Origin of the sequence: Aeromonas sp. QDB62 (genome assembly GCF_027705695.1) — a bacterium.
Taxonomy (GTDB): domain Bacteria; phylum Pseudomonadota; class Gammaproteobacteria; order Enterobacterales; family Aeromonadaceae; genus Aeromonas; species Aeromonas allosaccharophila.
Genome location: NZ_JAPDCD010000014.1, coordinates 26,869 through 42,120, shown reverse-complemented (window position 1 = coordinate 42,120; position 15,252 = coordinate 26,869). Strand labels below are relative to the sequence as shown.

Genomic DNA, 15,252 nt, shown 5'->3' with positions numbered 1-15,252 from the left:
TAATCAGCGGCTGGCAGCGCGGGCGCTCAGCTCGGCTTTCTCGCTATCGCTCAGGAAGGCCAGGATCAGGCCGTTCTGCTGGGCGGTGCGGATTTCGCTGGCGGTCATGCCAGCGGCCGGAGCGGCCACTTCATATTCGTGGGGCAGGTCGATCCCTTCCACCGCCGGATCGTCGGTGTTGAGGCAGGCCAGCACGCCGGCGGCCAGGAACTGGCGGATCGGGTGTTCGGTCAGGCTCGCTACCGTGGTGGTCTGAACGTTGGAGGTGAGGCAGGATTCGATGCCGATGCGGTGTTCGGCCAGATAGGCCATCAGAGCCGGATCCTGAATCGCTTTGACGCCGTGGCCGATACGCTCGGCGCCCAGTTCGCGAATGGCCTGCCACATGCTCTCGGGGCCGGCGGCTTCACCGGCGTGCACCGTGACGCGCAGGCCTGCATCGCGCACCTTGCGGAAGTGGTCGGTAAAGAGGGTACCCGGGAAGCCCAGCTCGTCACCGGCCAGATCGATGGCGACCAGCTTGTCGCGGTGGGCCAGACAGGCGGCCAGCTCCTGATTGCACTGCTCGGTGCCGAAGGTGCGGCTCATGATGCCGATCAGATTGGTCTTGATGCCGAAGTCGCGGCTGCCAGCGGCCACGCCGTCGATGATGGCTTCCACTACGCCCTGCGGGTGCAGCTTGTGGGCCATCGCCATGTAGGCCGGGCTGAAACGCAGCTCGGCATAGTCGATACCGGCGCGCAGCAGATCTTCCACGTTTTCATAAGCAACTCGGCGGCAGGCGTCATAGTCGGCCAGCACGGCCACCCCCCAATCCAGCTTCTTCAGGAAGGCGACCAGACTCGGTTCGTTCTCGACGATCTGCACGTGGGGGCGCAGCGCTTCCAGCTCGAAGGCGGGCAGCTGGATATTGTGTTGGCGACCCAGCTCGAGGATGGTTTGCGGGCGGATGTTGCCGTCCAGATGGCGGTGCAGGTCGGTCAGGGGGAGAGATCTGTCAATCATGGTTGGCGCCCTCGTCGAGTCAGGTTTGAAAGCCTGCCATTCTAGGCGGGGCTTTCAAAAAAGATACCCCGTTTATGGTTAAACGGGGTTCTGGCGGGCGGTGATTTGTCAGGGCGTGATGGGAATCGTTTTTCCCCGGGACTCAGGAGAGATCGAGTTCCTTCAGCTTTCGGGTCAGGGTGTTGCGGCCCCAGCCAAGCAGGCGCGCCGCTTCCTGTTTGTGGCCGTGGGTGTGCTCCAGCGCCGTCTCCAGCATGATCCGCTCGAACTGGGGCATGGCATCGGCCAGGATATCGATCTCGCCCAGCGCCAACTTGCTGGCCACCCACTCCTGCAACTGCTGCTGCCAGCAGCCGGGCATCGCCGGTTGACCGGGTTCGGCACTGTTGGTGATGGGGGTGAGCAGCTCGGCAGGTAGATCGCCGACCAGCACCTCCTGCCCCGAGGCCATCACGGTGAGCCAGCGGCAGACGTTCTCCAGCTGGCGCACGTTGCCCGGCCAGGGCAGGCGGCTGATATAGGTCTGGGTATCGGGGTGCAGGCTTTTGGCCTCGACGTTCAGCTCCTTGGCGGCGCGCAGCAGGAAGTGGCGGGCCAGCTGGGGGATATCCTCACGGCGCTCCTTGAGGGCGGGGATGTGGATGCGGATGACGTTGAGGCGGTGGAACAGATCCTCGCGAAACTCGCCATCGGCCACTCTTTTCTCCAGATTCTGGTGGGTCGCGGCGATGATCCGCACATCCACCTGCACCGGCTGGTGGCCGCCGACCCGGTAGAACTGGCCGTCGGCCAGCACCCGCAGCAGCCGGGTCTGCACATCCAGCGGCATGTCGCCGATCTCGTCGAGAAACAGGGTGCCGCCGTCGGCCTGTTCGAAGCGGCCGTGGCGGATGTTGTTGGCGCCGGTGAAGGCCCCCTTCTCGTGACCGAACAGCTCGGATTCGATGAGATCTTTCGGGATGGCCGCCATGTTGAGGGCGATGAAGTTCTTGTGGGCGCGCGGGCTGTGCTTGTGCAGCGCATGGGCGACCAGCTCCTTGCCGGTACCGCTCTGACCGTTGATCAGCACCGAGATGCTGGAGCGCGACAGGCGGCCGATGGCGCGGAACACCTCCTGCATTGCCGGTGCCTCACCGATGATTTCGGGAGTGGCGGTGGCCTCTTGCTGGCGAGACTTGCGCTTGGTGCGCTGCTCCTTGAGGTGGTTCTCGGCGCGGCGCACCAGGGTCACCGCCTCATCGATGTCGAACGGCTTGGGCAGGTACTCGAAGGCGCCGCGCTGGTAGGCGTTGACCGCGCTGTCGAGATCCGAGTGGGCGGTCATGATGATGATGGGCAGATCGGCCTGACGGCGGTGGATCTGTTCCAGCAGGCTCAGACCGTCGATGCCGGGCATCCGGATATCGGAGAGGATCACATCGGGCGAGCGCAGCTCAAGGGCGTGCAGCAGCGCTTCGCCATCGGCAAAGCTCTCGCAGTTGAAGCCTTCGCTGCCGAGAGTGCGCTCCAGCACCCAGCGGATAGAACTGTCGTCATCGACGATCCACACTTTGGCGGTCATGGGGTTCCCTTACTTGCGAAGCGGTAGAAAAATGGTGAATTCGGTGTGACCTGGCCAGCTGATGCAGTCAATCCGTCCCTTGTGCTGGTCGATCAGGTTCTGGGCGATGGAGAGGCCGAGCCCGGTTCCCCCCTCCTTGCCGGTGATCATCGGGTAGAACAGAGTGTCGCGAATTGCATCGGGAATGCCGGGGCCGTTGTCGATGATCTTGATCTCCGCTGCCAGCCGGTAACGCTGGCCGTGGATGGTGATCTGGAACGCGGTGCGGGTCTTGATGCGGATAAGCCCGGTCTGGTCGCCCAGTGCTTCGGCGGCATTGCGCACTATGTTGAGAAACGCCTGCTGCAGCTGATCCGGCTCCATCTCGAATTCGGGGATGCTGGGATCGTAATCCCGTTCGATGCGAACAGAGGGAGGGAGTTCGAGCTCCACCAGTCGGCGTACCTGCTCCAGCACCGAATGGACATTGTGCATCTGGTGACGGCCGGGGCGCTGGGGGCCGAGCAGCCGATCGACCAGTACCCGCAGCCGATCGGCCTGTTCGATGATGATGCCGGTATATTCGCGCAGGGCCGGGTCCGGCAGCTCTTTTTGCAGCAGCTGGGCCGCGCCGCGCAGGCCGCCGAGGGGATTCTTGATTTCGTGGGCCAGCCCGCGCACCAGCTCCTTGGCCGCCAGCTGCTGGGCATGTTGCTGCTGCTCCTGACTGATTTTCTTCTGCTGGTCGATCTTGCGCAGCTCCACCACCAGCAGACGCTGTTCGTGGTCGGCCATCGGGGTGGCGCTCAGCTCCACCAGTCGCGGTTCTCCCTCTACCACCAGAGTCACTTCGCTGTCGGTAAAGCCTTGCCCTGACACGAGGCACTGCTTGAGCCGCTGCAAATCGAGGGAGATATGTTCCAGCAGATGGGGAAGTTCAATGCCGATCAGCCGTCGTTCACTGAGGGAGAGCAGCTGTTCAGCCGCCGGGTTGACGAACTGGATGCAGAGCCGCTCATCCATCAGGATCACGGCGGTCAGCAAATTATCCAAGAGTGTTTTGGCGTTGTCCGAGCGGGTTGGCACAGGTTTCTCCCTAAAACGGTGCTACACACCTGTTATGCACCGATATGGTGCATAGAGTTTACCCGCATCGGTGCGCTATATCACCCCTAGTCGGCTTTGGGGGTGGGTTTGGGAGCCGGCGTCACGCTCGCTCTATGCAGGTAAAAGGTGACTGCACTGGATTTAGCAAGGATCGTACCGTCTTTGGCGAGCAGCTCGAGCTGAGCCTCGTGGGCGCCGCGATCGACGTTCTCGACGCGGATCGACAGGCTGTTGTTGACGATGGGGGCAGCCTTGCCATCCAGGATCAGGCGCACATCATACTGGGTCGGTGGTTTCGGACTGATATTGCCCTGAAAGACGATGTTGCCGGTGTTGTCGCGCAGGGTGCTGCCCTGTTCCGGGGAGAGCAGTTCGATGGCCAGCTTGGCTGCTTCTTTTTCCTTCTTGGCATCGGCGCCGGTCAGGCTGTTGAAGTTGTCCACCTGCACCGATTTGGGCGTGCTGCTGCCCAGCAGCGGGGCAACCCGCAGATCGACCTCTTTGGCACTCTTGTTTGGCGGTGGTGCATCCGTGTAGTGGGTGATGCCATTGCCATCGACCCAGGAGTAGACCTTGGCCGCATCCACCCCGAACGAGGTCAGTAACAGCAGGGCGAGCACCCCTAAAACATGCTTGTTGTTCATCCATCTCTCCTTGACGGTCATTTTCTTAATCCTATCAGAGAAAAAACCCGCCAGATGGCGGGTTTTGTCACGATTAAGCAAGCTGGCCGGATTTAAATGGGCAGCCTGTTCTGGCTTAGACGGAGTAGTACAGTTCGAACTCCAGCGGGTGCGGGGTCATGCGCACACGGTCAACATCCTGCTGTTTCAGTTCCAGGTAGGAGTTGATGAAGTCATCGCTGAACACGCCACCACGGGTCAGGAACTCGCGATCGCTATCCAGAGCAGCCAGCGCTTCGTCCAGAGAACCGGCAACGGTCGGCACTTCTGCGGCTTCTTCCGGCGGCAGGTCATACAAGTTCTTATCCATGGCATCGCCCGGATGGATCTTGTTGATGATACCGTCCAGACCGGCCATCAGCTGAGCTGCAAAGGCCAGGTACGGGTTGGCAGCCGGATCCGGGAAGCGCACTTCGATACGACGGGCTTTCGGGCTCGGTACTACCGGGATACGGATGGAAGCAGAGCGGTTGCGGGCAGAGTAGGCCAGCATGACCGGTGCTTCATAACCCGGAACCAGACGCTTGTAGGAGTTGGTGGTCGGGTTGGCGAAGGCGTTGATGGCCTTGGCGTGCTTGATGATACCGCCGATGTAGTGCAGAGCCATCTCGGACAGGCCGCCGTACAGGTCGCCAGCGAACAGGTTGACGCCGTTCTTGGCCAGAGACTGGTGGCAGTGCATGCCGGAGCCGTTGTCACCGAACATGGGTTTCGGCATGAAGGTGACGGTCTTGTTGTAGGCGTGGGCCACGTTGTGGATCACGTACTTCAGTACCTGCACTTCGTCAGCTTTCAGCGTAAGCGTGTTAAAGCGGGTGGCGATCTCGTTCTGACCGGCAGTGGCTACTTCGTGGTGGTGAGCTTCAACGACCTGGCCCATCTCTTCCAGCACCAGACACATGGCGGCGCGGATATCCTGGGAGGAGTCGACCGGTGCAACCGGGAAGTAACCGCCTTTCACGAACGGACGGTGACCCTTGTTGCCATGCTCATAGGCCGTACCGGAGTTCCATGCGGCTTCTTCAGATTCGATTTTCACGAAGCTGTGGCCCATGGTGTTGGAGAAAGTGATGTTGTCGAACATGAAGAATTCCGGCTCCGGCCCGAACAGCACGGTGTCAGCGATGCCGCTGGACTTCAGGAAATCTTCTGCACGCTTGGCAATGGAGCGCGGATCGCGGTCGTAGCCCTGCATGGTGGCCGGTTCCAGCACGTCACAAACGATGTTCAGCGTGGTCTCTTCGGTGAACGGGTCCAGCTTGGCGGAGGCTGCGTCCGGCATCAGTACCATGTCGGATTCGTTGATGCCTTTCCAGCCGCCGATGGAGGAGCCATCGAACATCTTGCCGTCTTCGAAGAAATCTTCATCAACCTGGTGAGCAGGGATGGATACATGCTGCTCTTTACCCTTGGTGTCGGTAAAGCGCAGATCAACAAACTTGACTTCGTGTTCCTGGATCAGGGCCAATACGTTCTGGGCTGACATGCTAAGTAACCTCCGGTGTTAAAACTCTCTGGGTGAATGCGTCGTCACATTCACATAAGCCAGTATCGTGCCAAGTTTGTGATAGCTTGATTTCAGGGCAATCCCGCTGATGAGGCTCCCCAAAATCAGGCGTTCTCGACTCGTGTTGCATCAATTTAGTGCAGTGGTGGATCGTTTTGGTGCGCTGTAATGGTGCGCAAAATACGGCCACCGCCCATCTAAGCAGGGTTTGTCAGGGAGGTCTATGATCCAGATCCGTTGTTGTGCGCGAATGAACTGCAATTCTGCTAGGCAGATCACAAAGGCGAGAGTACAATTAGCGCCCAATTTTACCCGGTGATTTGAGGCGAGAATGTTAGAGAATTTACGCAATATTGCGATTATTGCGCACGTTGACCACGGCAAAACGACTCTGGTTGATAAGCTGCTGCAGCAATCCGGTACTCTGGATCGCACCAGCGAAGGTCAGGAACGGATCATGGACTCCAATGATCTGGAACGGGAACGTGGCATCACCATTCTCGCCAAGAACACTGCGATCCGCTGGAACGACTACCGCATCAACATCGTTGATACCCCGGGTCACGCCGACTTCGGTGGTGAAGTTGAGCGCGTACTGTCCATGGTTGACTCCGTGCTGCTGCTGGTTGACGCCGTAGATGGCCCGATGCCGCAAACCCGTTTCGTGACCCAGAAAGCGTTCGCTCAGGGTCTGAAGCCGATCGTGGTCATCAACAAGATTGACCGTCCGGGTGCTCGTCCTGACTGGGTAATGGATCAGGTATTCGACCTGTTCGACAACCTGGGCGCGACTGACGAACAGCTGGATTTCAAAGTTGTTTACGCCTCTGCACTGAACGGTTGGGCCACCATGGATCAGGACGTCGAGTCCGAGAACATGGAGCCGCTGTTCCAGGCTATCGTTGACAACGTAGAAGCCCCGGCGGCGGATGCCGACGGTGGTTTCCAGATGCAGATTTCCCAGCTGGATTACAACTCCTACGTCGGCGTTATCGGTATCGGCCGTATCACCCGTGGTCGCGTCAAGACCAACCAGCAAGTCACCATCGTTGGTGCTGACGGCAAAACCCGTAACGGTAAAGTCGGCCAGGTGCTGGGTTACCTGGGCCTGTCCCGTACTGAAGTTACCGACGCGCAAGCGGGTGACATCATCGCCATCACCGGTCTGGGCGAGCTGAAAATCTCCGACACCATCTGTGACAACGGTGCTGTTGAAGCCCTGCCGCCGCTCTCCGTTGACGAGCCGACCGTGAACATGACCTTCCAGGTCAACACCTCACCGTTCGCCGGTAAAGAAGGCAAGTTCGTGACCTCCCGTAACATTCTGGAGCGTCTGAACCAGGAGCTGGTCCACAACGTGGCCCTGCGCGTGGAAGAGACTGATGATCCGGACAAATTCCGCGTATCCGGTCGTGGTGAGCTGCACCTCTCCATCCTGATCGAAAACATGCGTCGCGAAGGTTACGAACTGGCTGTGTCTCGTCCGGAAGTAATCCTGCGTACCGTTGACGGCGTTCTGCAAGAACCGTTCGAAACGGTAACTGTGGACGTTGAAGAAGCGCACCAGGGTTCCGTGATGGAGCAACTGGGTCTGCGTAAAGGCGAAATGACCAACATGACGCCGGATGGCAAGGGTCGTGTCCGTCTTGACTTCATGATCCCGAGCCGTGGTCTGATCGGCTTCCAGACCGAGTTCATGACCATGACCTCCGGTACCGGTCTGCTGTACCACACCTTCGACCATTACGGTCCGCACAAGGGTGGCAGCATCGGCGAGCGTCAGAACGGCGTGCTGATCTCCAACGCAACCGGTAAGGCTCTGACTTACGCCCTGTTCGGTCTGCAAGACCGCGGTCGTCTGTTCATCGGTCACGCGACCGAAGTGTACGAAGGCCAGGTGATCGGTATTCACTCCCGTTCCAACGACCTGACTGTTAACTGCCTGAAGGGCAAACAGCTGACCAACATGCGTGCCTCCGGTACCGACGAAGCCCAAGTGCTGACTCCGCCGATCCGCATGACTCTGGAACAGGCTCTCGAGTTCATCGACAACGACGAACTGGTAGAAGTGACTCCGAAGAACATCCGTATCCGCAAGAAATTGCTGACCGAGATGGACCGCAAGCGCTCCGGCCGTGGTTAATGCCATGAGCTGAGTCTCGGCAGCCCTCGCGGCTGCTGACGGTTCACTGATAAACGGACCCAAACCTCTGGTTTGGGTCCGTTTTTTTATGCGTGTGATCCGCTCTGGTCATCCTGGTGAGGTCGTTCAGGTCATCAGCAATGGATGATGAGCGGGCTGATAAGCGGTGAGCTAAGTCGTGGGGATGTTTGAGATAAAAAAGCCGCAGCGGGTGAACGCTGCGGCTTTTTGCTGACATGCCGTAAGGGGTTACTGGCGCCAGAAGGAGGGGAAGAAGAGCACGGCGACCGTCAGGATCTCCAGCCGTCCCAGCAGCATGCCAAACGACAACAGCCACTTGGCTGATTCCGGCAGGCTGGCAAAGTTGGTGCTGGGGCCAACCACAGGGCCCATGCCAGGGCCGACGTTGGCGACGGCGGTGATGGAGCTGGAGATGGAGGTGAGGGGGTCGAGTCCGATGGCGGCCAGCAGCGCGGCGATCACCAGAATGATAGCAAAGTAGGCCAGCACGAAGGAGATCATCGAGCGGATGATGGCGTCATTGACCGTCCGGCCGTTGTATTTCTGCGGGAATACGGCGGAGGGGTGCATCAGCTGGCGCATCTGCTTTCTGAACAGGGCAAACGCCACCTGCACCCGGAAGATCTTCAGACCACCCGCAGTGGAGCCTGAGCAGGCACCGAGTGCCAGCAGCACGATGAAGACGATGCTGGCGAGCGGGCCCCAGGTGCCGAAGTCACCGAGACCGAAGCCGGTGGTGGTGAGTACCGAGACGATGTTGAAGCAGCTGATGCGCAGGGCATCCATAAAGCTGAACAGATCCCGCTGCCACAGATAGAGGGTCATGATGGCGGTGACCCACACCACCAGCCAGAAGAAGCCGCGCACCTGGGCATCCTTGAACAGGCTGTAGTCCCTGTGGTTGAGGCTCTGCACATAGAGCAGGAAGGGCAGGCCGCCGAGGAACATGAACAGGGTGCCAATCCAGTGTGCCGAGTTGGAGAAGTGGGACATGGATTGATCGGAGGTGGAGTAGCCGCCGGTACTGAGGGTGGTCATGGCGTGGTTGATCGCCTCGAACATGTTCATGCCGCTGGCCCAGTAGGCCATGAAGCAGAGCATGGAGAGCACCAGATAGACCACAACGATGTTGTTGGCCACCGTCTTGGCCCGCGGCGCGCTTTTGTCTGACCAGTCCGAGCTCTCGGTCTGGAACAGCTTCATACCGCCGACGTTGAGGTAGGGCAGTACGGCAACCGCCATCACGATAAAGCCGACCCCGCCCAGCCACTGCAGGATGGATCGCCACAACAGGATGCTGTGAGCCATGTTGTCGAGGCCGGAGAGCACGGTGGAGCCCGTGGTGGTCACTCCCGACATGGTCTCGAAGTAGGCGTCGGTAAAGTTGATGTGGGTGATGAAGACAAAGGGCAGCGCGCCGAAGGCACAGGCCACCACCCAGACCGAGGTGGTGAGCAGGAACATCTCCCGCACCCCCAGATGAAACTCCGCCTTGCGGCCGTAGTGGAGGCAGAGCAGGGCGGCGCCGTGGGTGATCAGCACGGACTTGAGAAACTCGACAAATCCCTCTGACCCGGTGAGCAGTGCCAGCAAGGTGGGCAGCCACATGAAGAGCGCCAGCTTGGAGAGCACCAGCCCCAGGGTGAAGATAATGGGACGCAGCTTGATCATGTTCGATAACCTGGTCGTTGATTAACAAAAGACCCGGACCATCCCCTTGGAGGAGCTGAGCCGGGTCTGGTTTGACAGCCTGTGCGCATGAAGACGTTACAGGAAGAAGGGGCTTGGCTGGAACAGCCGCTCCACTTCCGGGATGTACTTCTTGTCCACCAGGAACATGACCACGTGGTCATCCTGCTGGATCTTGGTGCGATCGTGGGCGATAAGCACCTCATCCCCGCGTACCACGGCACCGATGGTGGTGCCCGGCGGCAGCTTGAGTTCGCCCACCGTCTTGCCGACCACCTTGGAGGTGTTCTCGTCGCCGTGGGCGATCGCCTCGATCGCCTCGGCCGCACCGCGGCGCAGGCTGTAGACGTTGGCGATATCGGCCCGGCGCACGTGGGTCAACAGGGCCGAGATGGTGGCCTGCTGCGGCGAGATGGCGATATCGATGGAGCCACCCTGCACCAGATCCACGTAGGCGCCGCGCTGGATCAGCACCATGGTCTTCTTGGCGCCCATCTTCTTGGCGAGCAGCGCCGACATGATGTTGGCCTCGTCCTCGTTGGTCACGGCGATGAAGACGTCGATCTGATCGATGTGCTCCTCGGCCAGCAGCTCCTGATCCGCCGCATCGCCGCAGAAGACGATGGTGTTCTCCAGCAGTTCGGAGAGCTGCTCCGCCCGCTTCTGGTTGCGCTCGATAAGCTTGACGCTGTAACGCTTCTCCAGCTGGCGGGCGAGGCCAGCGCCGATGTTGCCGCCCCCGACGATCATGATGCGGCGGTAGGGGCTCTCGAGGCGCTGCAGCTCAGACATCACGGCGCGGATATGGCCCGCGGCGGCAACGAAGAAGACCTCGTCATCCGCTTCGATGATGGTGGTGCCTTGCGGACGGATCGGGCGGCCCTGACGGAAGATGGCCGCTACCCGAGTTTCGATGTTGGGCATGTGCTCGCGCAGGGTGGAGAGGGCATTGCCCACCAGCGGGCCACCGTAGTAGGCCTTTACCGCCACCAGACCGACGCGACCACCTGCAAAATCAACTACCTGCAGGGCGCCCGGATACTCGATCAGGCGACGCACATAATCGGTCACCAGCTGTTCCGGCGCGATCAGGTGATCCACCGGCACCGATTCCGGCAGGAACAGACGATCCCGCTCGGTCAGATAGGCGGGCGAGCGGATCCGCGCCACCTTGTTCGGGGTGTTGAACAGGGAGTAGGCGACCTGACAGGCGATCATGTTGGTCTCGTCACTGTTGGTGACGGCAACCAGCATGTCAGCATCCTGGGCCCCCGCTTCGCGCAGCACTCTGGGGTGGGCGCCGTGACCGTTGACCACCCGCAGGTCAAACTTGTCCTGAAGCTCGCGCAGCCGTTCGCTGTCGGTATCGACGATGGTGATGTCGTTGTTCTCCCCGGCCAGGTTCTCAGCCAGGGTGCCGCCGACCTGGCCGGCTCCCAAAATGATGATTTTCATAGGGAACGTCTACTCACGTTGATGCAGTAAAGGGGCGTGCCGTCAGCATGGCGGCCACCCCGGAAGAAGCTGGCCAGACTCACAGCTTGAACAGTTTGGCGTAGTAGAAGCCATCCATCTCGGCTTCACCCGGCAGGAACTGGCGACCCGGGCAGTCCGGGGTGTCCTGTTCGTGCAACGGCACCAATTTGGCATCTTTGGTCGCCGCAAGGAAGGCGCGGATCTGTTCACGGTTCTCTTCCGGCAATACGGAGCAGGTGGCGTAGAGCAGGGTGCCGCCGCTCTTCAGCTTGCCCCAGAGGGCATTGAGAATGCGGCGCTGCAGCTCGGCCAGCTCGCGAATGTCCTGATCACGGCGCAGCCACTTGATGTCGGGGTGGCGGCGGATCACGCCGGTGGCGGAGCAGGGGGCATCCAGCAGAATGCGATCGAACTGACCCTCCGGCCACCACTGTTCCGGTGCCGCGGCATCGCCGTGGATCACCTTGGCGGTCAGGCCGATGCGGTCCAGGTTCTCCTGCACCCGCTTGAGGCGGTTTTCGTCGGCATCGACGGCAACCACGCCAGCCAGCTTGGGTTGACGCTCCAGCAGATGGGCGGTCTTACCGCCAGGGGCTGCGCAGGCATCCAGCACCCACTCACCCGGTTGCGGGTCGAGCAGTGCCGCAGCCTGTTGTGCTGCACCATCCTGTACCGAGCAGTCACCGACCTCGAAGCCGGGCAGCTTGGTCACGTCGCAAGGGCGCTCCAGCAGGATGCAATCCTCGCCCTCTTCACCGGCCACGGCATTGATGCCGACGTCGGCCATGCGGGCCAGCATGGCATCGCGGCTCTGGCGCTGGCTATTGTTGCGGATCCACATGGGGGGGCGCTGGTTGTTCGCCTCCATGATGAATTCCCACTCATCGTGATAGGCCTGACGCAGCCGTTTGGTGAGCCACTCCGGATGACCGAGGCGAATGCTGGGGACTCGGTCGATGCGCAGCAGAATGACTTCGGCGCTGCGCTGGAAGTTGCGCAGTACGCCGTTGATGAGGCCACGCAGGGAGGTGCCCTTGAGCAGTTTGACGGCGTTGACGGTCTCCGCCACCGCGGCGTGAGCCGGAATGCGGGTGTAGATGAGCTGATAGAGACCGACCAGGATGAGGTAGTGGAAAATGCGGCTCTTGTTCTTGAGCGGCTTGTCCATCATCTCGTTGACTGCCGCATCGAGGCGGGGCAGCCAGCGCAGGGTGCCGTAGCAGAGTTCTTGCAGGAGAGCGCGATCGCGAGGCGCGACCTTCTCCTGGGCAGCAGGCAGAACAGCAGAGAGGGATTGACCCTGATCCAGCACCTGTTGAATAACGAGAGCGGCCTGTGCACGTGTTTTCATAGAGTTACCTTAGATGCGCAAGTCGGGGCCTGGGCCCCGCTTGTGTCAATTCAATCCAGTTCAATTCAATTGCGTGCCGGGTTCAAACCAGTCGCGGCGAGAGTTGAGCAGATCCGAAACGGACATGGCCTTCTTGCCGGGCGGTTGCAGGGTCAGCAGGCGCAGTACCCCTTTGCCGGTGGCGATGTCGATCCCCTGTTTGTCGGCCTTGAGCAGGGTGCCGGCGGGTTGGCCGTGGTCACTGTCCAGCACTGCTGCTTGCCACACCTTGATCGTTTGGCCGGCGACTTCAAACCAGCTGATTGGCCAGGGGTTGAACGAACGGATGCAGCGTTCGATGGCAACAGCCTCCATCGACCAGTCGATGCGGGCCTCTTCCTTGGAGAGCTTTTCGGCGTAGTTTGCCTGCGCATCATCTTGCGCCTCGGCAGCGGTTTCACCGGCGGCCATGGCATTGATGGTGTCGACCAGCGCCTGCGGGCCCAGCTCGGCCAGCTTGTCATAGAGGCTGGCGGAGGTGTCATCGGCGGCTATGGGGCAGCTCACCTTGCGGATCATGGCGCCGGTATCCAGCCCCACATCCATCTGCATGATGGTGACGCCGGTTTCGTTATCGCCCGCCCAGATGGCACGCTGGATCGGTGCCGCGCCGCGCCAGCGGGGCAGCAGGGAGCCATGGACGTTGATACAGCCCAGACGCGGGGTATCGAGCACCACCTTGGGCAGGATCAGGCCATAGGCCACGACGACCATCAGGTCGGCACCCAGAGCAGCCAGTTCGGCTTGCGCCTCTTCTTTGCGCAGGGATGCGGGCTGGTAAACCGGCAGATTGTGGGTCAGGGCCAGCTCTTTGACCGGGCTGGCAGTGAGCTTCTGACCACGACCGGCGGGCTTGTCCGGCTGGGTATAAACGGCAACGACCTCGTGGTCGGAAGACAACAACGCCGCCAGGTGACGGGCGGCGAAGTCGGGAGTACCGGCAAAAATCAGTTTCAGCTTATTCAATGGGGCAGATCCTCAGAGGACTTTGCGATCTTCACGGGCCATCTTTTCCAGCTTCTGGCGAATGCGCTGGCGCTTGAGCGGGGACAGGTAATCCACGAACAACTTGCCGACCAGATGATCCATCTCATGCTGGATGCAGATGGCGAGCAGATCGTCGGCTTCCAGCTCGAACGGCTTGCCGTTGCGATCCAGCGCGCGGATTTTGACCTGTTCGGCGCGCGGCACCAGAGCACGACTGCCGGGCACGGAGAGGCAACCCTCTTCGATGCCGGTGCTGCCGCACTGCTCGATGATCTCCGGATTGATCAATACCAGAGGATCTTCACGGTTTTCAGAGACATCGATCACTATGATGCGTTGATGAACGTCGACCTGAGTTGCGGCCAGGCCAATGCCTTCCTCCGCATACATAGTTTCGAACATATCATCTACAATCTGTTGTAACTCGGGTGTAAAGGTCTCGACAGGGGCTGCGACAGTGCGCAGGCGTTCATCGGGAAAACGCAATACATCTAGAATGGCCATAGTTTTTTCTTTAGTTTCGTATAAATGCAGTCAATATTGGCGTAATTCTAGTCATTTACGCCGACAAAAAACAGCAACACTTTGCGTGCAGAAGTAACAGGGAGTGTTATGTATCTGAAGCAAACCATCCTCGCCTGCCTGCTGGTGACCGTGAGCCACTCCGCTCTGGCCGACCAGCTGAGGCTAAAAGCGGGCTATCCCGAAAGCTATGTGGTGCAAAAAGGCGACACCCTGTGGGATATCTCCGGCAAGTATCTCTCCGAGCCCTGGCTGTGGCCCCGGCTCTGGAACATCAATCCGCAGATTGCCAATCCTCACTGGATCTACCCCGGTGATGTGCTGCACCTGAGCTGGGTCAATGGTGAACCCCGGCTCGGCAAGGCGATGCAGGGGGGCAAGCAAGTTATCCGTCTCGGTCCGAAAACCCGTTACGAGAACAAGGCCAACCCCATTCCGACCCTGCCCATCAGCGAGATCGGCCCCTTCTTGCAAACCGACCATATTCTGGCAGACAGCCAGCAGCAGAAAACCCTGCCTTATCTGCTGGGCTCGGACCAGAAACATATCGGCATGCTGGAGGGGGACACCCTCTATGTTCAGGGCTCCCTGACGCCTGGCCAGATGTATGGCATCTATCACCCGGGGGTGGTCTACAAAGATCGTGAAACCGGTGAACAACTTGGCCAGGAGGCCATCTTTGCCGGTGTGGTACGGGCTGTGGCGCGTCTTGATGGTGACCGGACCGAAGTGACGCTGACTCATAATCAGCGGGAGGTGCTGCAGGGCGACAAGGTGATGCCGCTGCCCGCTCAGGAGAACATGCCCGCCGTCTTCACGCCGAAGGCTGCACCCGCTATCACGCCGGGTTATATCATCGACTTGCCGAACAAGACCCGGGGCGGTGGCAAGTTTGATGTGGTGCTGATCAATCGGGGTGGTCGTGATCAACTGGTCGCCGGGGATGTGCTGGATGTCAGGCGGCCCGGTGCTGCCTTGGTGACCAAAAATGGCGATGTGCAGTACAAGGAACTCTCATCGGTCTACAACAAGGTGTTTTACAGCAGCAACAAGAAGACACCACTGCCTTCCGAAGCGATTGCCCGCGTCATGTTGTTCAAGGTGTATGACAAGGTGAGTTACGGCCTCATCATGCAGAGTAACGACATGGTGAGTTCGGGTTATCAGGTCACTCACTTCTGA

Annotated in this window: 12 protein-coding genes; 2 read left to right on the top strand and 10 right to left on the bottom strand. The window is 60.1% G+C overall.

Annotated elements, in window-relative coordinates; translation table 11 throughout:
* Positions 1–3 precede the first annotated feature (3 nt).
* From add to glnA, 5 genes are all read right to left on the bottom strand, one after another.
* The gene (gene add, locus OKC27_RS09015; RefSeq protein WP_182938670.1) at positions 4–1,005 is read right to left on the bottom strand and encodes an adenosine deaminase; all 1,002 of its coding nucleotides are present in this window, start codon (positions 1,003–1,005) and stop codon (positions 4–6) included.
* 142 nt (positions 1,006–1,147) lie between these two features.
* Positions 1,148–2,566: a nitrogen regulation protein NR(I) gene (gene glnG, locus OKC27_RS09010; RefSeq protein WP_182938671.1), complete on the bottom strand. Its 1,419-nt coding sequence runs from the start codon at positions 2,564–2,566 to the stop codon at positions 1,148–1,150.
* A gap of 9 nt (positions 2,567–2,575) precedes the next feature.
* Positions 2,576–3,631 carry a nitrogen regulation protein NR(II) gene (gene glnL, locus OKC27_RS09005; protein WP_005356202.1) on the bottom strand — a complete coding sequence of 352 codons (1,056 nt, stop codon included), beginning with the start codon at positions 3,629–3,631 and terminating at the stop codon, positions 2,576–2,578.
* A gap of 86 nt (positions 3,632–3,717) precedes the next feature.
* Positions 3,718–4,296, bottom strand: coding sequence for a DUF4124 domain-containing protein (locus tag OKC27_RS09000; RefSeq protein WP_182938672.1), 579 nt, complete (start codon positions 4,294–4,296; stop codon positions 3,718–3,720).
* Positions 4,297–4,411: 115 nt separating this feature from the next.
* Positions 4,412–5,821: a glutamate--ammonia ligase gene (glnA, locus tag OKC27_RS08995; RefSeq protein ID WP_042062421.1), complete on the bottom strand. Its 1,410-nt coding sequence runs from the start codon at positions 5,819–5,821 to the stop codon at positions 4,412–4,414.
* 352 nt (positions 5,822–6,173) lie between these two features.
* Here glnA and typA point away from each other — a divergent pair, with 352 nt between their 5' ends.
* Positions 6,174–7,985, top strand: a complete 1,812-nt coding sequence (gene typA / locus OKC27_RS08990) for a translational GTPase TypA (RefSeq protein WP_042062420.1) — start codon at positions 6,174–6,176, stop codon at positions 7,983–7,985.
* Between the two features lie 249 nt (positions 7,986–8,234).
* On the opposite strand, the gene OKC27_RS08985 is transcribed toward typA, so the two are convergent.
* From OKC27_RS08985 to def, 5 genes are all read right to left on the bottom strand, one after another.
* Entirely contained in the window at positions 8,235–9,677 is a 1,443-nt protein-coding gene (locus tag OKC27_RS08985; RefSeq protein ID WP_042657333.1) for a TrkH family potassium uptake protein, read from the bottom strand.
* 96 nt (positions 9,678–9,773) lie between these two features.
* Positions 9,774–11,150 carry a Trk system potassium transporter TrkA gene (gene trkA, locus OKC27_RS08980; RefSeq protein ID WP_042062417.1) on the bottom strand — a complete coding sequence of 459 codons (1,377 nt, stop codon included), beginning with the start codon at positions 11,148–11,150 and terminating at the stop codon, positions 9,774–9,776.
* A 79-nt stretch (positions 11,151–11,229) separates the two neighbouring features.
* Positions 11,230–12,522 (bottom strand): 16S rRNA (cytosine(967)-C(5))-methyltransferase RsmB, encoded by a 1,293-nt coding sequence (gene rsmB, locus OKC27_RS08975; protein WP_111807273.1) that lies wholly within the window; start codon positions 12,520–12,522, stop codon positions 11,230–11,232.
* Positions 12,523–12,582: 60 nt separating this feature from the next.
* Positions 12,583–13,527 (bottom strand): methionyl-tRNA formyltransferase, encoded by a 945-nt coding sequence (gene fmt, locus OKC27_RS08970; protein ID WP_182938673.1) that lies wholly within the window; start codon positions 13,525–13,527, stop codon positions 12,583–12,585.
* Between the two features lie 12 nt (positions 13,528–13,539).
* Positions 13,540–14,052, bottom strand: a complete 513-nt coding sequence (def, locus tag OKC27_RS08965; protein ID WP_042062412.1) for a peptide deformylase — start codon at positions 14,050–14,052, stop codon at positions 13,540–13,542.
* Positions 14,053–14,160: 108 nt separating this feature from the next.
* Between def and OKC27_RS08960 the strand changes: the two genes are divergently transcribed.
* Positions 14,161–15,252: a LysM peptidoglycan-binding domain-containing protein gene (locus tag OKC27_RS08960; protein ID WP_182938674.1), complete on the top strand. Its 1,092-nt coding sequence runs from the start codon at positions 14,161–14,163 to the stop codon at positions 15,250–15,252.